This window comes from Alcanivorax xiamenensis (assembly GCF_009846745.1).
Classification (GTDB): Bacteria; Pseudomonadota; Gammaproteobacteria; order Pseudomonadales; family Alcanivoracaceae; genus Alloalcanivorax; species Alloalcanivorax xiamenensis.
Map to the genome: position 1 here is coordinate 26,998 of NZ_AQPF01000017.1, position 21,534 is coordinate 48,531.

Consider the following 21,534-nt stretch of genomic DNA (forward strand, 5'->3'; position numbering starts at 1 on the left):
TTCATTCCTGTTTCGGAAATGATGTGCCCGAGGCACACAATAAAAATAGCAAAGGCCGCCAGCGCGGCAGGAGGAGAGTGTGTTTGCAGCGTCCGTCCGTCAGATAGGACTGACCATGGGCATCATCTTGTCCCTGGTTACTCTCTACACGTCCCTGACAGGTATTTTTGATCCCAGCTACCAGCGGCCGCTCACCTTCGCCGCCTGTATTCTGGTAGCCGTTCTGGTGAAGCCTCTTGCCTCACGTTATCCCGATGGCAGCCGGAGTCTGAAGGCCCTGTGCTGGCTGGTGGATGCGTTGTTGCTGGGCCTGATTCTTCTCGCGGTGCAACGGTTCGTGGCCCAGTCGGCGGGTATGGAGAACATGCTCGTGGACTACAGCTTCGCCGATCAATGTATTGCCTTGGCCGGATTGATCGCGTTGGTGGAATTGACCCGCCGTGAGTTTGGGCTCGGTCTGTCATTGTTCGCCGGTATCACCCTGTTGTATTGCCTGTTTGGACATTACCTGCCGATGGGGTTGCCTGAGTCCGGGTTCACGCTGGATCAGGTAATGCAGGGGACCTGGTATGGATTCACCGGCGTTTTTGGTCAGCCAGTGGCGGTGATGATCAGCCTGCTTTACATCTATATCATCTTCGGCGTGATACTGGAGTTCACTGGGGCCGGCCCGGCGCTGGTTCGTATGGCTATCCGCGCCACGGGCTGGTTGCCCGGCGGGCCGGCTCACGCGGCAATATTTGCCAGCATGTTGTTTGGTACCATGTCGGGCAGCGTCGCGGCCAATGTGGCCGGCACCGGCGCTTTTACCATTCCGATGATCAAGCGGCGCGGTTTCAGTCCGGCCTTCGCCGGCGCGGTGGAAGCCGCGGCGTCGACCGGTGGACAAGTCATCCCTCCGGTTATGGGCGCCGCTGCCTTCATGATGGCCCAACTTACCGGCACGCCCTATCTGTTGATTTGTCTGGCTGCGCTATTGCCGGCGTTTTTCTATGTCGCGGCACTGTTCGTGGCGGTGTACTACGAGGCTCGCCGTCTCGGTATAAAGCCCACACCAAAGGACGAACTGCCAGAGCTGACCCGCGCTGACTGGTATCGTTCACTGATGTTCGTTGTTCCGGTACTTACCGTGATCGGGGTATTGGCATCCGGGCGCTCGCCGGCCATGGCGGGTGGATTGGCGACGGTATCGGCGCTGATCTTCGGCTTTATCAACCCGGAAATCCGCCGTGCCCCACACAAATTGATTGGTGCCCTGGCCCATGGCGGTGTCGCCGGCGCCCGAATCATGATCGCAATCGGTGCTATTGGCATTGTTATCGCCGGTATGGATCTCACCGGCCTGGGGCTGTCCTTCGCTCAGTCCGTAGCTTCGTTGGGCGACAGCAGCCTGTTCCTGAGCCTGTTGTTGACCGCCGCCGGTTGTCTGGTTCTGGGGATGGGGATGCCGACATTGCCGGCCTACTTGATCATCATTCTGGTGATGGGGCCGGCATTGGAAAGTTTTGACGTGCCGGTTATCGCGGCCCATCTTTTTGTGTTCTATTTTGGGGTTCTTTCTGCGAATACTCCGCCAGTCGCGATTGCCGCTTTCGCCGCCGCGCCTTTGGCGGGCGCGAACCCTGTCCATATCAGCCTGGTTTCGATACGCCTGTGCCTGGTCGGATTCATTGTTCCGTTCCTGTTCGTCTTCAACCCTTCACTGCTGCTCATCAACGCCCATTTCGATCCAATGGAACTGGCGTTGGGGGTTGCCCGTATCCTGCTTGTGATATGGGCTCTGACTACCGGTTTGGCGGGTTTTGGCGCTGTCCGTTTGAGCACCCTGGGGCGCGCCTTCAGGATCTGTCTGGCAATTCTGCTGATGGCAAAGGGAACCTGGTTCGCTTATGCCGGGTTCGCGTTGGCGATTGGCACCTTGCTGGCGGGTTGGTGTTGGCCGCGACAGAGCAGGGCGGAGAAAAATGGTGTCACCCTCGGAGTACACGAGCAAGGCTCCTGATTATCCCAACAAAATGGAGAACTCATCAATGAACAGACGTTTCTTTAAGGCCGGGTTCATCGCGCTTGTCGCGATACTGGCTTCATTGATCACGACCCCGGCCCGAGCCGAGACCACGATTCGGATGGAAGCGCCCTCTCCAGGATCATCGCCTTACGTCTTGCAGGTCTCCATGCAAAGCGTGTGGCAGAAGTATCTCCCGGTGAAGGTCAATGTCACCTCCAACATGGCCTCCTCCCGATCCGCGTTGAACGCGGCCAAGGGGAATGTGGATTTCTATCTCAGCTCCCCCACGGTGAACCGGTACATGGCGTCCGGAACGCAAATGTACGCGGGTATGAGTAATGCGCCGGAACTCTACAAGAACCTGCGAGAGGTATTTCATTTTCCTTTGGGGAAATACCATATCGTGGTTCACGCTGACTCCGACATTACTTCTCTCAAGCAGATCAAGGGTAAGCGAGTGTTTCTCGGGCCTCCGGGCGGGGCGGCTACCGATACGGCGATAAAGATCGTCAAAGCCGTCACCGGATACGAGCCGGGCACTGACTATCAAATGGCCAGGTTGGACTGGCAGTCCGGCAACCAGGCGTTTCAGGACGACCAGGTCGCTTTACTGATTGCTCCTCAACAAGTTCCCGGACCGAGCTTTCAACAAGTGGCGTTGCTGCATAAAGTCCGTTTCCTGCCGATCCCAGAAGAAGCATTTGAACATCCGGAACTGAAAGAAGTCCTCAATGCGACCGGCTTTAGCCGGGAACAGATACCGGCCGACGCCTATGGTGACAATCAGGTAAACACCACCCCGGTGGACACGATTGGATCCTGGGTGGGTATTGGTACCAGCAAATTCGTGGATGAGGAGCTGGTCTATCAGTGCACGAAGACCATCTTCGAGCATATCGACGAAGTACAGGCGCCCGCCAAGTTTCTTGGTTCGGTGAACATCGAGAACGCCCTTAAGCAAATGAGCACACCCTTGCACGCCGGCGCGGTGCGTTACTATCGGGAGAAAGGTATTTCCATTCCTTCGAATCTGATTCCGCCGGAAGTCGACTAACCGGCAGGGCCGGCTCCCGGCCTGTCTTTCTTGGCCCATGTTTTCTTACCCAAAGCCCGATGAGGACTTTGGTGGGAGGCTTGTGCCCTGAAAAGGCGAAGGGGCGCCACTTACTTATCAATGAGATAACAAAAAGCGGATTATCAGGTGATTATCATGACAAAAAAAGCACGCTACTTCTCTGTCCGCGCCGCCGCGATGAGTTGCGCCGCATTGTTTCCGATCACGGCTCAGGCCGCGACGCTGGCGGCTGTTCCGGAAGGCCAAAGAGGGGCCATGGAGTCCTTGAACCAGGCGATCTCTCCGGAGCAGGCGATTCATCAGCGCATCGAGCTGTATGGCGCACTGCGATTCTCCGTGGACTACGCGGATTCCGATGTCAGCAAAAGCGAAGCGGATACCAGCTCATTGTTGTCCGATGGCGATGTCAGTGTATCCAGTAACACCAGCATGATCGGATTTCGGGGCATGATTCCGATCAATGATCGATATCGGGCGATCTGGCAGTACGAGCAGCAGGTGGATCTTGACGACACCGACGCCGGCGATGTCTGGACCACTCGTGACAGCTTTCTTGGTTTGGACAGCCCTTATGGTGTTTTCCTGATCGGCCGGGTGAACACGCCGTTCAAGAATATGGGCGTGGCCTATCTGGGGTACTTCAACACTACCGTCGGCGACTCACATGCGATTCTGGGGGCGGCATCCAATAGTACCGGGCGCCTGGATCTGCTGGGCTCGAACGCTCTGACCTGGCGTTACAGCAGCGGACGCCTTTCAATGCAGGCACAGTTCGCCGCCGATCAGGCCGGCTCCATTCGTCAGGTGGACGACAACGATCGGGCCAGTTACAGCGCTTGGGTGCGTTGGCGGCCGGGGCCACTGGATCTGAACGCCGCCTGGATCAAGTATGCGGAGTATGGCGGTATTGATGAGGTAGAGGCTTATCGGGCCTCGGCCAAATACAGCGTGGGTGGCGTCACCGTGGGTGCCTTGTACGAGAACATCGATACCGATGGTGCCACTCTCGTCGGCCTTGATCGGCCGGCTTATGGCGTTCAATTGGAGTACAACATTCTGCCGCGCTGGACCACCGTGGCGCAGTGGAACCATGCGGAAGAGAGCGATATCGGCAATGACGAAGCCGATCAGTACAGCGCGGCGTTGTTCCACTCGATTAACCGGCAACTGTTAGTGTATGTGGCCTACACCATGACCCGAAACGACGGCAACGCGGCGTATCGGGGGGTGGATTACGCCCATGGCGATCATCTTGGCACCTTGCCAGGCCGGAATCCACAGGCCATTTCCGTGGGCGCGCAACTTAAGTTCTGAGTGATCCGTGGCCGATGGTCGCGCGTTCTTCATGGCCGGCCTGCATTCCAGGCCGGCACTCTGGCAGTGCGAACGTAACGGAGATCAGCCCGGTTCTGATTCGCCAAAGGTGATGGCGCACGGCCCTTCTCGATCCGGAATCACGATCCGACGCCATCGGAACCGAAGATGGCGAGGATGGCGCGGCGGGATACGAACGGAGAGTTTACAAGATGGAGAGTTTTGATTTTGTCGTCATCGGCGCGGGATCCGGCGGTTCGGCCGCGGCGAGCCGTTTGTCGGAGAGTGGCAAGTACAGCGTGTTACTGATCGAACCCGGAGGTAAGACCGAAACCTTTAATCACCGGCTTCCTCTTGGTGTCGCCAATCTGGTTCGTGACCGCCGCTATAGTTGGCAGATGAAAACCGGGCCGGAGAACGCGTTGGGTGGATATGACGTGTTTTCGCCGCGTGGTCTTGGCCTGGGGGGCTCTTCGGCCATCAACGGCATGATCTGGTCGGTCGGGGCCGCCGAGGGTTGGGATGAGTGGCTACGTCTCGGACATGAGGGCTGGGGGTGGAAGGACATTCAACCGGTTCTGCAACGTGTCGAGAGTTTCGCCGAGGGGAAGCCCGGAGAGCGTGGGCATAATGGGCCGATACATATTGAATGGCAACGTCCGGAAGCTCTGGGTAAAGCCTTTCTTGCCAGTTGTGAGCAGGCGGGGTTTCAGGCCGCGATAGACTACAATAATGGCCAGGCTGAAGGCTTCTCACCCCTACAAACCAACACCCGCAATGGCTGGCGCTGCTCCGCCTATACCGGGTATCTGAAACAAGCCGCCCGTCGCTCGAATCTGGTGATACGGACCGGCCTTTACGCTCACAGGCTGATTATGGAAGGGCGCCAGGTCACTGGTGTGCGATGCCTGTTCCGCGATGGGGAGCGTGAAGGCGGAGTACTTGATGTTCGTGCACGGCGAGAGGTGATCCTTGCCGCGGGAGCCTATCACTCGCCAATGCTGCTGGAACGCTCCGGCATTGGCGATCCGGTTATTCTCAATAAACATGGCATTAAAGTGCTGCACGCCAACGCTCATGTCGGTGCGAATTTGCTGGACCACATGCGGCACTGTATCTGCTATCGGGTGAATGGGGCCCTGACGGTTAATGACATCGCCACCGGGTTTACGGGCAAGGCCCGTGGCGCGGCGGACTTCTTTTTGCGCCGCCGTGGCTGGCTGCGCACCGCCAGCATGAACGCTCAGCTTATTACACGCTCGGGCGTGGACGGTGACAAGGCGGATCTCAAGCTTCAACTGAACGGCGTCAGTAATGACTTCTCCCGGCACGGACAGCTTGGCTATCCGTATGAGAGTCAGCCGGGTCTGTCGCTGCTCAGTTTCCCGATCTACCCGCGCTCTCGCGGCCGGATCCACATCACCGGAGACAGGCCGTGGGACCACCCGGAAATCCACACCGGATTTCTGGAGCACGAATACGATCAGGCGGTCACCGTGGAAGGATTTAAGCTGGCGCGCCGTATCGGTGCCCAGCCCGCCTTTTCCCCATTCCTTGTCGACGAAACGTTCCCCGGCGTTGATGTGCGCTCGGATCAGGAGTTGCTGGATTACGCCCGTGGTACCGGGCTCACGGTGTATCACCCGGTGGGAACCTGCCGCATGGGAGGAGAAGGGGAGGGGGTCGTGGACCGGCGTCTGAAAGTCCATGGCATCGATGGTTTACGCATCGCCGACGCTTCCATCATGCCGACGTTGCCGGCCACCAATACCAATGCGCCGTCGATCATTATCGGCGAGCGCGCCGCTGAATGGGCGTTGCAAGACAACGGCCGTTGAACGAATCGACCATAGCAATGGAAGAAGACGCATTATGAGTAAAATTGATATTGAAACCGGATATTTGAATCGCGCCAACCATTTCATTGACGGACGTTGGCAGGCCGCCGACGGTCAGCAACGTCGCGAGTTGGTGAACCCTTATGATGAGTCCGGATTCGGCTCGGTGGCTCTCGGCACCGCGGAGGATGTTGACGCCGCCGTGAAGGCAGCTCGGGCGGCACTGCCGTCCTGGTCGGCTTTGCCCCGCCACCAGCGCGCGAAGTGGTGTTACGCGATCGCCGAGGCGCTGAAGGAAAAGGCCGAGCTGCTGGCGCGCCTGGAAAGCCTCAATGTGGGTTCTCCGATCAGCTTTTCGCGTATGGCACACGCACAGGTGGCGGTGGCCATTACGGCATCTTATGGGGAATTCCTGGAACGGGGGGGGCACGATGAGGTGATCGGTAACTCCCGCGTTGTGCGTGAACCCATCGGGGTGGTGGGGGCGATCGCCGCGTGGAACTATCCGCTGATGCTGTTGTTGGGTAAAGCGATTCCGGCTATTGCCGCCGGCTGTACCGTGGTAGCGAAGCCCTCTGAAGTGACGCCACTGACTTCCATGGTCGTGGCGGATGTGCTTCAGGAAGTCGGCTTGCCTGCCGGGGTGATCAACATCGTCAATGGCGATGGGCCCACGGTGGGTGAGGCACTGGTTAATCATCGGGGCGTGGATATGGTGAGTTTCACCGGCTCCACGGCGGTGGGGCGGCGTATCATGGCCAATGCCGCGACCCAGGTGAAAAAAGTGGCTCTCGAACTGGGGGGTAAATCCGCCACGGTCGTGCTTGACGACGCTCCGCTGGAACAAGCGGTACGTGGTGCGGTGCGTGGAGCCTACCCGAATGCGGGGCAGACCTGCATCGCGTTATCACGGCTGATCGTACCCGGGAACCTTATCGACCAGGCATTGGACATCGCCGCCGACGAAGCTGGTCGTTTCATTGCCGGGGATCCGATGGATGAGCGCACGACTCTGGGACCCCTGGCTTTTGCCGGCCACCATCAACGGGTTGCCGAGTACATTCGCCTTGGTCAGCGGGAAGCGACACTGATCGCCGGTGGGGAAGGCCTGCCCGATGGCGTTGAGCGCGGGTTTTTCGTCAAGCCCACGGTATTCGGGCGGGTCGATCCGCAGGCACGGATTGCCCAGGAAGAGATTTTCGGACCGGTGCTGAGTGTTATCGCGGCGGGTAGTGAGGAGCAGGCCATTGATATCGCCAATGGCACGATCTATGGCCTCAACGGCGCGGTGTGGTCCGCGGATCCGGAGAGAGCGGTGCGGGCCGCCCGTCGCATGCAATGCGGCAAGGTCGACATCAATGGCGGCGGTTTTAACCTGGACGCGCCAGCCGGAGGCTTCAAGCAGTCGGGAATCGGGCGCGAGCGAGGCCATTATGCGCTGGAAGAATATATGGAGGTGAAATCCCTGCAGTTTGCGGATGCCGATCTGGCCCGTGCTTCGGCTTTGGAGTAGCACCGGAAGGGAGCGACAGACACCGAAAAAATGAGGCCCCGCCACACAGGGAGTGCGGCGGGGTTCGGTGTGGGCGGCTGACATGTCGTTGATTCGATCGTTATGATGCGAAAGAGTCAGGCGGTGTGGAGTATGCCTAGCAAGCGCTTGGTATGTTACTGTTTGGCCTGTAAAGACCACATTCACTGCCAGAACACCCAAGTCCGCTTCAGGAGATCAGTCTGATGCCCCAAAGCATAGCCGTCCACGGTATCGATAACTCGCCCCGGGGACGTCTCCTCAGCGCCGCCGCCCGGTTGTTCCGTGACAAAGGGTACGAACGCACCACGGTTCGGGATATCGCCGCGGTGGTGGGCATCCAAAGCGGCTCGATCTTTTATCACTTCAAGACCAAGGAAGACATCCTGTTCGCGGTGATGGAGGAGGTGATCCACTTCAATACCGAGCGTCTGCGCGCCGCCATCGCCGCCGAGGAGCGGCCAGTGGAGCGGTTACGGGCGCTGGTGCGCGCGGAACTGACCGCCATTGTCGGTGATACCAGCGAGGCGATGACGGTGATGGTCACCGAGTGGCGCTGCCTCAATACCGACAAACAGCGCGAGGCGCTGGCCCTGCGGGATATCTATGAGCAGCTCTGGTTGGATGTGCTCACTGATCTGCACCAGGAAGGCCGTTTCCGCGCCGACCCGTTCATCATGCGACGGCTGATCACCGGCATGACCGGGTGGACCCATAACTGGTTTGATCAGTCCCGCAGTCTGTCGGTGGAAGGGTTGGCGGATCTGATTGTCGACCGGGTGGTGGGTGAGGATGACGGCGAGGAGGGCGCGGCGTGATCGGTAACGGCTTCGCTTGGGGGCGCACCGGCTACACCATCATGGAGGAAGGGGAGCTGGATCCGGCTACCTGGCAATTAAAGATCAGTCATTACCTGGTGGCCGAGCCCAGTGGCCACACCGTGCCCGGGCGCTTCACTCTGGAGCAGGCCAGGGCCTGGATCGAAGAGCGCGAATCGGAGGCGGATTCCGGCTGAAATGCAGCCAAAATGGGCGTTTATTCGACAGTGCGACGAAAATATGAACGAACGGCAGGTTTTTTCGCAGAAAGCCGTTGACACTCCGGGGCCAATCCCTAAAATGGCGCCCACTTCGCAACGCGATGCGGGTGGTTAGCTCAGCTGGGAGAGCATCTGCCTTACAAGCAGAGGGTCGGCGGTTCGATCCCGTCACCACCCACCAGTTTCCCGAAAGGACGGCGTATAGGCCACCCTTTCACGGAAAGTTCGGAGCGGTAGTTCAGTTGGTTAGAATACCGGCCTGTCACGCCGGGGGTCGCGGGTTCGAGTCCCGTCCGCTCCGCCAACATTTTTCATGATCTTAGCCTTTTTCCATGTATTAAGGAGCCGCATCGAGTATTTCGATGCGGCTTTTTCTTTTGTGGCGCCGGGCCACCGCGGAACTTCCCCCTCTCCTGATGTTCTTATCCTGTAAGCGCCTTTTGACCCCTGTCATGAAAGGGTCACCAAGGGGACGCTAAAGTTGATCCGACAATCTTTGATTTGAAAATACAGAATGAAACGTAAAGGAGAATAACCATGGATCATTACTTCGAAGAACGGATGCAGGAAAAGCTCTGGCTGGAGACCCTGGAAGAGCTGGTGGAAGGCGACTGGGAAAGCGATGACGACGGTGTGGAGCTCTGATCCCCCGTTGTCCCCCCTCCGGCCCGATGGGCCAACCCCTCCCGATTCTGTGAAGCACTCAGCGTTCTGATTACCTTTCCCGAGCAACCCCTTTCTTTTACCTAAAAGCCGGTTCACACTTTTGTCGTAGCTGCCCGCGATCGGCGGATTGTGACGAGCCTGGTCACCTGACGGTTCGCGAGGCGGATAAAACGATAAGGACATGATCCGGGGAAGGCGAGATGGCGGGGTCCTCCGTTACCTCTGAAGCAATAGTGTTCTTTGCCGAGCACCGCATCACCAAAAGCATGCTCCACGCCGATTTCGAGGCGATTCTGGATGGCATGGTGGGGGTACCGGAGTTCGCTCGCAAAGAGATGCGTGGTGCCTACTGTCTGGTCAACGGGCAGCTGAAGGTCAAGGCGCTGGTGTTGTTTCTGATCGGCTTCGACGAAGACGGCATGGCCGATACCACCTGGAATATTCCGTTGCGCCATCTGGCCGAGCACGGCGGCCCTGGCCCGGACATGGGCAGCGGTCCGATCCGGCTGGCCTGCCGCAGCCAGTGCCCGGTGGCGTGGCACCAGGACCAATTGTGGGATCCATCGATGAAGCCCGGCGCCAACGACTTCGTCGCGGTGCGGGATCTGTTGCGCCAGCGCGGGCCGAAGATGGGCCTGGAAATGGACGAGGGCCTGCCGCCGCCCACGGTGCCGCCGATGCTGTCCGAGGAGGAAATCCCCACGCTGGGCGCCACTGATCCGGACCCGGAGCGGGTAAGGCTGGCCCGCACCATCAAGGAATTGCGTCTGCGTATTCACACCCTGGAGAGCGGGCAGAAGGAAGAAATGGCGCAACTGCGCTATGCCCAGCAGCAGAAAGAGGAAATTCTCAATACGCAGCTGGAAAAGGTGCTGATGCAATTCAAGACCCTGAAGTCCCAGAACGCGGCGCTGCGCGAGCAGAGCGGTTCACTCAAGGATCAAGTGACGTCGTTGCGCCGGGATCAGCAGGAACAGGACCGTCAGCAGGGGGGGGAAACGGAGCGCCTGCGTCAGCAGTATCAATTGGAACTGGAGCAGCGCCTGGAAGAAGAGCGGGCGCGGCTGGCCGACGAACTGCACAGCAAGGAAATGGAGGTGCTCAACCGGGACGATCTGATCGCCCAACTGCGCAAGGACGTGGCTGGTCTCAAACACCAACAGATGAAAGTGAGTAACGCCGGTGGCGAGCAGATGTTGCGCAAACTGGAGAGCCTGGGCCTCAGTTTCATTGCCTTCCATCCCGGTGCCGGCCACGTCTCCATCGGTGCTGACCAGATTTCCGATTACATGGAAAACCCGTTGGCGTTCGCGGCGCGTAAATGCCTGGTGACCGAGGATCACTACCGTGCCTGGCTGGCTCACTATGAGAATCCGGTATGCCAGGTGGCGGTGGGGCCGGAGGCGCGTGCCTGTGGCAAAAGAGTGATCCGGGTGGACGTACCTAATCAGTTCAAGCCGGGCGTCTCCGATTGCAATTCCAACCGCTGTCCGCACTGCCGTTCGGATGCCGCCATCGATAATGTGCTCAAGTTCCGGTAATTATGCCGCGAACTGGTAAGTATCTTGCTTCAAGAATCCGCCAGGGAGCCCCTGAAAAACACCCATCATCCCGGGCTGACCCGGGACCTCCCTCGGCATGGCCCGCGGCTTCGTGGAGGGAGATGCCGGATTGAGTCCGGCATGACGTTGTTTAGAGGTTCCTTAAGCGCCATACCGGATCGTGAGGGTCGGGGGGACTCGCGCGATCGAATAATAAGGGGGGAAGCCATTCATGGCTCAAGAATCCATCGATAAGCGTTTATTGCAGGCGTTCGTGCCGGTCAATGCGCTGTCCAATGATCAGCTCGACTGGTTGTTGGACCAGCAGGAGGTTTGTCGTTACGAACCCGGCGACATTCTGTTCCGTCAGGGGGATCGTGATAACGCCACCATTTATCTGCTCAGCGGTGATGTGGAGCTATTCAACGAGAGCGGCCAGCGCAGCGTGGTTCGGGCGGGGGATGCTACCTCCTGGCACCCGCTTGGTCATTTCCAGCCGCGCCGGGATGACGCCCGGGCGCTGACCGAAGTCAGCGTGGTGCGTTTCGACAGTTTCCGGTTGGACACCATCTTGTCCTGGGATCAATCCGCCGGTTACGTGATTCTCGACATCAACGCCAATGCCGCTTATCAGCATGACCGTGACTGGATGATCCGGTTGCTGAAGTCCAATTTGTTCCACCGGGTGCCACCAGCCAACATTCTGGAAATCTTCCGCCGCCTGCATGCCCGCCGCTGCAAGGAAGGTGAGGTGATCATCCGCCAGGGCGAGGAGGCGGATTGCTGTTACATCATCAAGGAAGGGGTCTGCGAGGTGTCCATCGAACTGGGTAACCCCGGAGTGGCGACGCCGGTGGCGATGCTGGAGGAAGGGCAGTGGTTCGGTGAGGAGGCATTGCTGTCCGGCACACCGCGTAACGCCACCATCACCATGGCCACGGACGGGGTGTTGATGCGTCTGGGGCGGGACGATTTCGACGCGCTGCTGCGGGAACCGATCATCCACACCCTGCCGGTGGACAAGGCCCGGGAGAAGATCGCCGCCGGCGCCCGCTGGCTGGATGTGCGCACCGGCGACGAGTTTGACCGCCATCGGCTGTCCGGAGCCGCTAATATGTCGTTGAATGTGCTGCGCCTGAAGTCGCGGTTGCTGGACCCGAAACAGGCCTACGTGGCCTACTGTGATACCGGTCGGCGTAGCGCCACGGCGGCATTTTTGTTAAAAAACGCAGGCTTGGACGTGTTCGTGCTGGAAGGCGGCCTCAATGGTAACGCCGACCCTCTGCACGAGTATCTCGAATAGCCCGTCCCGGGGATCCGGGGCTGGGGCCCAACCCGGGACTAATGTGGCGCAAGACAAATTTCGCAATATCGGCCTGATCGCCCGTTCCGAAAGCGAGCAGGCGCTGTACTCCATGCGCCAGCTGATTCACTTTCTGCACGGTCGTGACTGCACTGTCATTCTGGAAAAGGGCATTGCCGGCAGTCTCCCGGAAATGGGACTGCAGGCGGCCAGCGCCGCTCAGATGGGCGAATCCTGTGATCTGGTGATCGTGGTCGGCGGCGACGGCAGCCTGCTCGGCGCGGCCCGTACCCTGGCCCGTTACGATGTGCCGGTGCTGGGGGTGAACCGGGGGCATCTGGGCTTCCTCACCGATATTCTGCCTTCGGAAATCGAATCCCGGGTCGGTCAGGTGCTGGACGGTGAATACACCACCGAGCGTCGCTTCCTGCTGGATATGGAGGTACGGCGCGGCAATCTGGTGATGGGCGAGGGCAGCGCGCTTAATGACGTGGTGCTGCTCTCCGGTGACAGTGTCCACATGATCGACTTCGAGCTGATCATCGACGGCCATTTCGTCTATGGGCAGCGTTCCGACGGCCTGATCATCTCCACGCCCACCGGTTCCACCGCCTACGCTCTGTCCGGCGGCGGTCCGATCATGCATCCCCGTCTGGATGCCATGGTGCTGGTGCCGATGAACCCCCATACCCTGACCAGCCGGCCCCTGGTGGTGGACGGTAACAGCGAGATCAAGATCCAGATCACCACCGAGAAAGTGAACCCCCTGGTGAGCTGCGACGGCACTTCCGGAGTGCGATTACAACTGGGCGACGTCATCGCCATTCGCAAAAAGCCCCATCGTTTGCAGTTGATCCACCCGCCGGGGCACGATTTCTACCAGGCCTGCCGTTCCAAACTGGGCTGGAGCACCCGTCCGGGGGATAATTGAGGTTCGTCTCGGAGTAAAGCGGGTGGACCACCGCTGGCACGGAAGGGGCCACGAAGTCGCTGTGGGAAGCTTGCTTGCAAGCGAAGGGCTTCCGGGCCCCATGATTCGCTTGCAAGCAAGCTTCCCACAGCGGCGTTGTAGCGGCCTTTTTATGTCTCCAAGGCCGACAACACCACCACGATGAACCATAATTGATGGCCGACCGCCGTCCCAACCATGTCACAACCCGAGAGGGATGATGAATTTTTCCAATTTCGAGCAGTTGATTGATTCCATGACCCTGGAAGTGTGGCACGGCCTGCGTCGTGCCGTGGAACTGGGGCGCTGGCCCGATGGCCGCCAGGTTTCCGCCGAGCAGCGGGAACTGTGCCTGCAGGCCATCATCGCCTGGGAAGCCAGGAACCTGCCTGAAGAAGAGCGTACCGGTTATGTGCCTTCCCATTGCAAAAGCAGTGAAGCGGACAGTGATCAGCCAGTGGATCTGCAACCGGCCCCCGAGCGGAAAGGAGAGCACTGATGCGTGATGGCAGCCCGGCCAATGTTACCCGCCTGGCGGACTATCTGCCGCCGGCCTATCTGGTCCCGCGTACCCATCTGGACGTGGATATCCGTGACGGCCACACCCTGGTCACCGCCACCCTGACGCTGGAGCGTAATCCGGCCCGGGAAGACCAACCGGAAGACCTGGTGCTCGACGGCGAGCACCTGGAACTGGTGTCACTGAGTCTGGACGGTGCGCCGTTGCCGGCTTCCCGCTATCGCGAGGCGGAGGGCCGCCTGACCGTGTTCGCGGTGCCGGAGCGTTTCGAATTGACCTCGGTGGTTCGCATCGAACCGGAAAAGAACACCGCTCTGGAGGGGCTGTATCGCTCCAACGGCATGTATTGCACGCAATGCGAGGCGGAAGGGTTCCGCCGCATCACCTGGTTCCCGGATCGCCCGGACGTGCTCAGCCGGTTCACCACCACGGTGCGGGCCGACCGCGAGCACTACCCGTTGCTGTTGTCCAACGGTAACCCGGTGGCCAGTGGGGAAGAGGGCAACGATGACAAGGAGAGCGGCCGGCACTGGGTCACCTGGGAAGACCCGTTCCCCAAGCCCTGCTACCTGTTCGCCCTGGTGGCTGGCGATCTGGCCTGCCTCAAGGACACCTTTACCACTGCTTCCGGTCGCGCAGTGGCCCTGCATCTTTACGCTGAACACCGGGATCTGGACAAACTCGACCACGCCATGGTGTCACTGAAAAAAGCCATGGCCTGGGATGAAAAGGTGTACGGCCGTGAGTACGACCTGGACATCTTCCAGATCGTCGCCGTCAGCCATTTCAACATGGGCGCGATGGAAAACAAGGGCCTCAACATCTTCAACACCGCCTGTGTGCTGGCCCATCCGGCCACCACCACCGACGCCGCTTTCGAGCGGGTGGAATCGGTGGTGGCCCACGAGTACTTCCACAACTGGAGCGGTAACCGGGTCACCTGCCGGGACTGGTTCCAGCTTAGCCTCAAGGAAGGTTTCACCGTATTCCGGGATCAGGAATTCTCCTCGGATATGAATTCGCGGGCGGTGGTGCGGGTGGAGAATGTGAATTTCCTGGTCAATCACCAGTTCCCGGAAGACCAGGGCCCTCTGGCCCACCCGGTGCGTCCGGCGCAGTATCAGAAGATCGACAATTTCTACACGCTGACCGTGTACGAAAAAGGCGCGGAAGTGGTGCGCATGCAGCATGAGCTGCTGGGCGCCGGGGATTTCCGCCGCGCCACGGATCTGTACTTCGAGCGCTTCGACGGAAAGGCGGTGACCTGCGATGACTTCGTCGCCTGCATGGAGGAAGTGTCCGGGCGGGACCTGACTGGGTTCAAACGCTGGTACAGTCAGGCCGGTACCCCCATCGTCAGTGCCGAGGACACCTATGTGGATGGCCTCTACAGCCTGACTCTGAGCCAGCATACCCCGGCGACCCCGGGGCAGGCGGACAAACAGCCGCTGATGATTCCGGTCAAATTGGCGCTGTTGGATCCGCAAGGTAAACCGCTGGCGCTGAACGACCAGGGTGACACCGAAACCGTGGTGATTCTGGAGCGGGCCACGCAGACTTTCTCGTTCCCGCTGCCGATCCAGCCGACGCCCTCCCTGCTGCGCGGGTTCTCGGCGCCGGTGATCCTGCGCTACGACTTCGACGAAACCCAACTGCGGACGCTGCTGGCTCACGACAGCGACGGCTTCTGCCGCTGGGATGCGGCCCAACGTCTGTACTTTTCGGCGCTGGCGCGAATGATCGAGCAGGGTGAGAGCGCCGGGCAGCAACTTGAACGGCTGCGTCCGGCCCTGGAGGGAGTGATCCGGCGTGCCGCCGAGGATCCGGCCCAGGCCGCGTTGCTGCTGACTCTGCCCACCGAGACCGCCATCGGCGACCGTCATTCGCCGCTGGATCCGGGCCGGGTGCACCGCGCCGCCCATGCGTTCAAGGTGGCTTTGGGGCAGGCTTTAAGCGAGGACTGGTGGCGCCTGGCCGAGTCCCTGCATGAGCCGGAATATCGCGCCGACGGTGATGCCATGGGCAAACGCCGTCTGCGTCTGCTGGCCCTGTCCTACCTGGGCCTGGCCGAAGCCGACGGTATCGCCGACGAGTTAGGGCGGACCTTCCGTGATGCCGCCTGCATGACCGAGGAGATCGGAGCCCTGGGGATTCTGGTGAGCAATGCCCTGGACGGCGCCGGGCCGGCGCTGGAGCAGTTCGCCGAGCGCTGGCGGGACGAAGAGCTGGTGATGGACCAGTGGTTCGCGGTACAGGCGGCGGTGCCCGGGCCGGCCACCGTGGCGCGGGCGAGGGCGCTGATGTCCCACCCCGCCTTCGAATGGACCCAGCCCAACCGGGTACGAGCGCTGATCGGTACCCTGGTCAACGGCAACCCCTCGGCCTTCCACGCCGAGGACGGCAGCGGCCATCGCCTGTTCGCCGAGACGCTGAAGACACTGGATGCCATCAATCCACAAATCGCCGCCCGGCTTGGTAACGGCGCGGCGCGGCTGGATCGTCTGCGGGAGGACCTGTCGACGTCGCTGCGCACGGCCTTGAACGAGGTGCGTGAAGGGGCCTCCGCCAATCTGGCGGAAGTGTTGGATCGTATTCTCGGGGCCTGATGAAACGCTATCCGTTGCTCTTGCTGGCCGGGCTGATCGTCGGGCTGGCGGTGCAGCCGGCCTCGGCGGCGGTGAGTGAGCAGGACGCCCGGCGGTTGTCCGCGGACCTGACCCCGCTGGGGGGTGAACGGGCCGGCAATACCGAGCCGTCCTCATCGCCGCTGGCGATTCCCCGATGGCGCGGTGATGGCTGCCGGGCCCCGGCGACGGATCAGCCTTTGCTGCGCATTGACGCGGGCAACCTGAACCAATACGAGGCCGACCTGCCGCAAGGGGTGGCGGCGATGATTCGCCGCTATCCCGACAGCTTTTACCTGCCGGTCTACCGCAGCCGCCGCACCGCGACGGCGCCGGAGTGGGTTTATCGCAATACCGCTCTTAACGCGGTGCGCGCGAAGCTTTCCGGGCGCGGGGTGGCCGGGGCCTTTGGCGGTATCCCGTTCCCCATACCGCACGGCGATGCCGGCGCCCGTGGCCGCCAGGCAATGTGGAATCATGTGCTGCGCTGGCGGGGTGTGTTGATGGAGCGCCAGTCCAGCCAGCTGTCGGTGCGCGCCAGTGGTGGCTATCGCCGCGTCAGTGCACGACAAAGTCTGTACTTCCCCTATTACGATCAGCGCCTGAACGGCGAGCGCCTCGGGCCCCGCTATCTGTACTACTACTCGCGGATCCTGGCGCCGGCGCGGCTGGCCGGCGGCGCGGTGTTGATGTACGACACCCTCGACCCGGCGCGGATGCCACGCCAGTCCTGGGGCTATGATGTGGGGCGGCAGCGCGTGCGCCGGGCGCCGGAAATCGCTTACGACGCCGTGCTGGCCGGCAGTGACGGTCTGCGCACCGTCGACGACGCGGATCTGTTCAACGGGGCCCTGGACAAGTACCACTGGCGGTTGCTGTATCCGCGGCCGGTGGAACGCTTCATCCCTTACAACAACGATTTCCATATCGATCTGGAGCGGGAGGGTAAACTCCTGCGCCGGGGGCATTTGAATCCGGCACGAACCCGTTGGGAGCGGCACCGGGTGTGGGTGGTGGAAGGGCGCCTGCGGGAAGGCGAGCGGCACATTTATTCGCGCCGCCGTTTCTATATCGACGAGGACAGCTGGCAAATCGCGGCGGCGGACCAGTACGACCTCAGCGGTGCGCTGTGGCGGGTCAGCCTGGCCTACAGCAAATGCTATCCTCGGATTCCGGCGGTGTGGACCGCTCTGGATGCCTATCACGACCTGCGCGAGGGGCGCTATCATTTGCGCTTCACCGAGACTGGCGCAGCCGGCGCGCTGGTGTTTCCGGAAACGTTACCGGACGAGAGGGATTTCCTGCCCTCCGCCTTGCCTGACCGGAGGTAGGATAAAACGAGAGACTACTGCTGCCCCAGAGTTCGCTGCCAAGGCAGCTTCCCACGGCGGCTTCGTGGCTTCCTCTGTGTGAAGCTGCCTTGGCAGCGAATGCCGGCTTCGCAAACCGGGCAGGACGGCTTGGTTCCCGATATAATCCCGGCCGTTGTCGCCCACGAAGGAACCGGAACGCCCATGCTTTATTCCCTCGCTCGCCCCCTGTTGTTTTCCCTGTCCGCCGAACGCAGCCACGATCTTACTCTGGCGGCCCTGCGCCATGGCGCTGGCAAGCTCTATCCGGGCCGGATACCGGACCGGCCGGTGCGGGTGATGGGGCTGGACTTCCCCAATCCGGTGGGGCTGGCGGCGGGGTTGGACAAGAACGGAGACTGCGTCCGGGGTCTGGCGGATCTGGGTTTTGGTTTTCTCGAAATAGGGACGGTGACACCACGTCCGCAGCCCGGCAATCCGCGGCCGCGTTTGTTCCGCTTGCCCCGCTCCCGCGCGGTGATCAACCGTATGGGGTTCAATAACAAAGGCGTGGACTACCTGGTGGAAGCGGTCCGTGGCAGCGGCTACAAAGGCGTGCTCGGCATCAATATCGGCAAAAACAAGAACACGCCGATGGAGCAGGCGGTGGACGACTACCTGCACTGCCAGCGCAAGGTGCATGCCCTGGCCAGCTATCTGGTGGTCAACGTGTCCTCGCCGAACACACCGGGCCTGCGCGAGCTGCAGCATGGCGAGGCATTGAATGCGCTGTTGGGCACTTTGCGCGAGGAGCAGAGCAAGCTCGACCAGCGCAATGGCTGGAAGGTGCCGCTGGTGGTCAAGATCGCTCCGGACAACAGCGACGAGGAACTGGCGTCCATGGCGGAAGCCTTCGTGCGGCACGGTATTGACGGGGTCTGTGTCGGTAACACTACGTTGGAGCGGCCTCTTGTCGCCGGCGAGCCACAGGGTGACGAGCAGGGTGGCCTCAGCGGTGCCCCGCTGAAACCGATCGCTCACCGCGCGCTGGACGTGGTCAGCCGCGGCTTGAATGGCCGCGTGCCGTTGATCGGTGTCGGCGGCATCATGAGTGGCGAGGATGCCCTGGAAAAGCGGCGTCTCGGTGCCGATCTGGTGCAGATCTACAGTGGCCTGATTTACCGGGGCCCGGAACTGATCGGCGAGATCGCCCGGGCCTGGCCGAGGGCAGGTAAGCGCTAGTCCGGCTCGGTGGTATCCGGCTTACTGTTTCAGTGCCACGTCAAAGTGATACTCGACCTGCTGTTCGCGGCCGGGGCGCACAAGTAACAAGCGCTCCGGCGTGCCGTAAAAATGGTGCGCCCATTGCGGAGGTCGTGACTGGTCGCGGTGATAATGGTAGCCCACGGTGGCGAGATGCTTGAGGTAACGTCCACTGTCATCCTGCGCCAACACCAGCAACTGGCGATTGTCGTGTGAGGGTGCGGTGACGAACATATTATCGAGTAACCGGGCCCCTTCCGGGAGGGCCTGCGCCCGCACCCACCGGGATTGGATCTCCGGACGCTGATTGATCAGCAGACGTCCGCGAACCCGCGCGGGCGGGGTCGGAAAGGCTTGGGGATGGTACTCCAACCGGTTCACGGTGAAGCGAAACCATTGCTCGCGCTGGTCCTGTTCGTCCGGTAACGGAATCAGCTCCCCCTCGGAGTCCAGGAAGGCCACCTCGATCAGTTTCTCGAAACGATCAAAAGCGGAAATAAAGTGGTCGCTGGGCACGGAGGGGTAATGGAACCGCACCGAGGCGGGTGTCCCCTGGTGGCCGGCCACCTCGCCAAGACCCACCAGGGAAACGGTGATGATCCGGCTCAAACGGTCGGGCGGCCACTCCCAGGGCCGGGTCTCATCGAAACGCCGGAGCGTCGGATCGTACACCGTGGCGGTGGTGGGAATGGCGATCGGAGTAGGCGTATTGGTGGCGGCCTGGAATTGCACCGGGGTGAGCGTCAGCGTTTCTTCGCGGTGCTGATAACCGTTCACCCCCACCAGCAGAACCTCCAGTTCGGCGATGGGCCCGGCGAACGTGGCCTGATGGTAAGACGTGTCGCCATGTTCTTCACGCAGAGCCTGTTGGCGGGCTTCCACCCGTGACTTCACGCTCTCCGGGTCGATCCCGTTGCCATCGATGGCATCATCAATGGTGGCGTCGAGCAGATCCAGCATGGCCGCTTCAAGACCCGGTGGCCCGGTGTTCACCCCCAGTGTGGCCAGAGTGCGTCCGCTATCATCGCGGGCGTTGAGGATCACCGAGTCCCCGCCGGGGAAGGCGCTGTCCGCATCGGTTTTCACCGCCACCGTGGCCTGGTGATGATCCACCGAAACCAGGGTCACCTCGATGTCGCCGACGGTACGGCTTTCCCCCTGCTGGTTTGCCTCGAAGGCAAGGTGTTCAACGCCTCTTGGCACGGTCAGGGCAAGCCGGCCCTGCAGCATTGCCACCGGCGGTGCTTCCTGGTTGCCCGGCATTACGGTGCGCAGGCCGGAACGGCGTTCCTGATAGATAGCGGGCCGGTCGATCATGCCGGGGCGGCTTGCCGTTGGCGTCAGCCGGGTGCCGTCGGAGAGTGTGGCGGCTGTCCACGACAGGGCATGCTCGAAGGGGTAGTCGAACGGCAGCACGATCTGGGTCCGTTCCGGCATTAGTCTCGGGTTGTGTTCGATCAACAAACCGCGCACATAATTGTCGGCCATAGCCTGGGGGGAGCGGTAGTCGGCGAGGATCGCGAGCGATGGGGAGGCGTACTCCGGGGTTGCCGGCGGCAGGCTTTGCCGCAGTTCGGCCCGGCGCATCCAGAAGGCGGTATCGACGAGCCGGGATAGCTGTTCGCGTACGGTATCGTCCGGTACTTCCGCCAAACGTTCCTGATAGCGTTTCTGTTCGGCGTCCAACTGACTCAGTTGCTCATCGACGGAGCCGGGATCGCAGGCGGTCAGAACGAGTACGCCACAGAGTAGGGCGAGGATTTTCAACGGCGGCATGGTGGACCCCATCCGGTTCCTTGGATACCGGGTCATCTTACACGGGAAAGACGGTGTTGCCAGAAGTCCCGGCCAGCGCCGCCGTCTTCAACAAAAATGCCAGGCAAAGAAAAGGGCCCGGGTGGGGCCCTATGGGGTCGGCGCCAAGAGCGCCGGCGCTGTGGAGAACGGGTTGCTTTATCGGTTCATCATATCCGGTTCATTTCCCCCTTACGTTCAGCGGAGATCCTTGAGGTTGTGGATGCCGGCGACACCCACCAGGCCATGTAATTGATCAACGCGTCCTTCACGCCATCCGTTCAGCCAACTGCTGCGCGCCTGTAAAGCGTCGAAGGGACAAAAGTCTTTGGATTTTCCTTTGTAACCGGCCTGGTATCCGCGGCTGTAGGCCCGCTCCTCACGACTCCGTTTCTGTCTTTTCATGGACACTTTCCTCTTTCCTTCATCGTAATGACTGGGAATATCCTGCTGATCCTCTCTGTGTCACAATGCGCCGCCCTGATTCCATACGGAATCTTCTCCGGCGGGGCGAGCCATCTGTCCGCCCGGATTCGTATTCCGGGCATTAATCCCCTGGCTCAAAGGCCCGTGATGCCGGTGGCGAGCACGAGTGATCAGGTGTTGGTAGTGCCTTGGTCCGCGCTCGTTATCGCGCAAACCATTCTTCGAGTATGGGAAAGGGGGCCGCCCGTGTCGAATAACGAACGGCAATATGTGACGGCGTGGTTAAACGGATGCCGCATATTTGACGGTTTCGTGAAAGTTAGCCCATCCCATTGATTTGGCTGATAATTGTTC

General features: G+C 60.8%; 16 protein-coding genes and 2 tRNA genes. 16 read left to right on the top strand and 2 right to left on the bottom strand.

Translation table 11 applies throughout. The features are described 5' to 3' along the window. The first annotated feature begins 79 nt into the window (after positions 1–79). From A6D6_RS11820 to A6D6_RS11895, 16 genes are all read left to right on the top strand, one after another. Positions 80–2,002, top strand: a complete 1,923-nt coding sequence (locus tag A6D6_RS11820; protein WP_159660839.1) for a TRAP transporter permease — start codon at positions 80–82, stop codon at positions 2,000–2,002. A 28-nt stretch (positions 2,003–2,030) separates the two neighbouring features. After that, the gene (locus A6D6_RS11825; RefSeq protein WP_159660840.1) at positions 2,031–3,062 is read left to right on the top strand and encodes a TAXI family TRAP transporter solute-binding subunit; all 1,032 of its coding nucleotides are present in this window, start codon (positions 2,031–2,033) and stop codon (positions 3,060–3,062) included. A gap of 156 nt (positions 3,063–3,218) precedes the next feature. After that, entirely contained in the window at positions 3,219–4,397 is a 1,179-nt protein-coding gene (locus A6D6_RS11830) for a porin (protein WP_159660841.1), read from the top strand. A gap of 212 nt (positions 4,398–4,609) precedes the next feature. Next, positions 4,610–6,235, top strand: coding sequence for a GMC family oxidoreductase (locus A6D6_RS11835; RefSeq protein WP_159660842.1), 1,626 nt, complete (start codon positions 4,610–4,612; stop codon positions 6,233–6,235). A gap of 34 nt (positions 6,236–6,269) precedes the next feature. Further along, positions 6,270–7,748, top strand: a complete 1,479-nt coding sequence (locus A6D6_RS11840) for an aldehyde dehydrogenase family protein (protein ID WP_159660843.1) — start codon at positions 6,270–6,272, stop codon at positions 7,746–7,748. Between the two features lie 224 nt (positions 7,749–7,972). Then, entirely contained in the window at positions 7,973–8,584 is a 612-nt protein-coding gene (locus A6D6_RS11845) for a TetR/AcrR family transcriptional regulator (protein WP_159660844.1), read from the top strand. After that, positions 8,581–8,781, top strand: a complete 201-nt coding sequence (locus A6D6_RS11850) for a hypothetical protein (RefSeq protein WP_133492458.1) — start codon at positions 8,581–8,583, stop codon at positions 8,779–8,781. Before A6D6_RS11845 ends, A6D6_RS11850 begins: the two co-directional genes overlap by 4 nt. A gap of 129 nt (positions 8,782–8,910) precedes the next feature. Then, positions 8,911–8,986, top strand: a tRNA-Val gene (locus A6D6_RS11855). Positions 8,987–9,032: 46 nt separating this feature from the next. Further along, positions 9,033–9,109 (top strand) — tRNA-Asp (locus A6D6_RS11860). Between the two features lie 562 nt (positions 9,110–9,671). Then, the gene (locus tag A6D6_RS11865) at positions 9,672–11,012 is read left to right on the top strand and encodes a coiled-coil domain-containing protein (protein WP_133492459.1); all 1,341 of its coding nucleotides are present in this window, start codon (positions 9,672–9,674) and stop codon (positions 11,010–11,012) included. Positions 11,013–11,244: 232 nt separating this feature from the next. Continuing rightward, the gene (locus A6D6_RS11870; protein ID WP_159660845.1) at positions 11,245–12,315 is read left to right on the top strand and encodes a cyclic nucleotide-binding domain-containing protein; all 1,071 of its coding nucleotides are present in this window, start codon (positions 11,245–11,247) and stop codon (positions 12,313–12,315) included. 43 nt (positions 12,316–12,358) lie between these two features. Then, positions 12,359–13,246, top strand: coding sequence for an NAD(+) kinase (locus A6D6_RS11875; RefSeq protein ID WP_133492461.1), 888 nt, complete (start codon positions 12,359–12,361; stop codon positions 13,244–13,246). Positions 13,247–13,481: 235 nt separating this feature from the next. Beyond that, positions 13,482–13,763, top strand: coding sequence for a YeaC family protein (locus tag A6D6_RS11880; protein WP_133492462.1), 282 nt, complete (start codon positions 13,482–13,484; stop codon positions 13,761–13,763). Then, complete coding sequence (gene pepN / locus A6D6_RS11885) at positions 13,763–16,390, top strand: aminopeptidase N (protein ID WP_159660846.1); 2,628 nt, start codon at positions 13,763–13,765, stop codon at positions 16,388–16,390. Before A6D6_RS11880 ends, pepN begins: the two co-directional genes overlap by 1 nt. Then, entirely contained in the window at positions 16,390–17,739 is a 1,350-nt protein-coding gene (locus A6D6_RS11890) for a DUF1329 domain-containing protein (RefSeq protein ID WP_133492464.1), read from the top strand. The genes pepN and A6D6_RS11890 overlap by 1 nt, the downstream gene beginning before the upstream one ends. A 183-nt stretch (positions 17,740–17,922) precedes the next feature. Further along, complete coding sequence (locus A6D6_RS11895; RefSeq protein WP_159660847.1) at positions 17,923–18,939, top strand: quinone-dependent dihydroorotate dehydrogenase; 1,017 nt, start codon at positions 17,923–17,925, stop codon at positions 18,937–18,939. A gap of 21 nt (positions 18,940–18,960) precedes the next feature. Here the strand turns inward: A6D6_RS11895 and A6D6_RS11900 are convergent, their stop codons facing one another. Further along, positions 18,961–20,748, bottom strand: coding sequence for a hypothetical protein (locus tag A6D6_RS11900; protein ID WP_080530827.1), 1,788 nt, complete (start codon positions 20,746–20,748; stop codon positions 18,961–18,963). 204 nt (positions 20,749–20,952) lie between these two features. Further along, positions 20,953–21,159, bottom strand: a complete 207-nt coding sequence (gene rmf, locus A6D6_RS11905) for a ribosome modulation factor (RefSeq protein ID WP_022994432.1) — start codon at positions 21,157–21,159, stop codon at positions 20,953–20,955. Positions 21,160–21,534: the final 375 nt, after the last annotated feature.

What these genes read in the sequence shown, in the direction of transcription:
- A6D6_RS11870 (WP_159660845.1), top strand. Translation starts at nt 11,245, where the DNA reads ATGGCTCAAGAATCCATCGATAAGCGTTTATTGCAGGCGTTCGTGCCG.
- A6D6_RS11830 (WP_159660841.1), top strand. Translation starts at nt 3,219, where the DNA reads ATGACAAAAAAAGCACGCTACTTCTCTGTCCGCGCCGCCGCGATGAGT.
- A6D6_RS11835 (WP_159660842.1), top strand. Translation starts at nt 4,610, where the DNA reads ATGGAGAGTTTTGATTTTGTCGTCATCGGCGCGGGATCCGGCGGTTCG.
- A6D6_RS11880 (WP_133492462.1), top strand. Translation starts at nt 13,482, where the DNA reads ATGATGAATTTTTCCAATTTCGAGCAGTTGATTGATTCCATGACCCTG.
- A6D6_RS11890 (WP_133492464.1), top strand. Translation starts at nt 16,390, where the DNA reads ATGAAACGCTATCCGTTGCTCTTGCTGGCCGGGCTGATCGTCGGGCTG.
- A6D6_RS11825 (WP_159660840.1), top strand. Translation starts at nt 2,031, where the DNA reads ATGAACAGACGTTTCTTTAAGGCCGGGTTCATCGCGCTTGTCGCGATA.
- pepN (WP_159660846.1), top strand. Translation starts at nt 13,763, where the DNA reads ATGCGTGATGGCAGCCCGGCCAATGTTACCCGCCTGGCGGACTATCTG.
- A6D6_RS11895 (WP_159660847.1), top strand. Translation starts at nt 17,923, where the DNA reads ATGCTTTATTCCCTCGCTCGCCCCCTGTTGTTTTCCCTGTCCGCCGAA.
- A6D6_RS11840 (WP_159660843.1), top strand. Translation starts at nt 6,270, where the DNA reads ATGAGTAAAATTGATATTGAAACCGGATATTTGAATCGCGCCAACCAT.
- A6D6_RS11865 (WP_133492459.1), top strand. Translation starts at nt 9,672, where the DNA reads ATGGCGGGGTCCTCCGTTACCTCTGAAGCAATAGTGTTCTTTGCCGAG.
- A6D6_RS11900 (WP_080530827.1), bottom strand. Translation starts at nt 20,748, where the DNA reads ATGGGGTCCACCATGCCGCCGTTGAAAATCCTCGCCCTACTCTGTGGC.
- rmf (WP_022994432.1), bottom strand. Translation starts at nt 21,159, where the DNA reads ATGAAAAGACAGAAACGGAGTCGTGAGGAGCGGGCCTACAGCCGCGGA.
- A6D6_RS11845 (WP_159660844.1), top strand. Translation starts at nt 7,973, where the DNA reads ATGCCCCAAAGCATAGCCGTCCACGGTATCGATAACTCGCCCCGGGGA.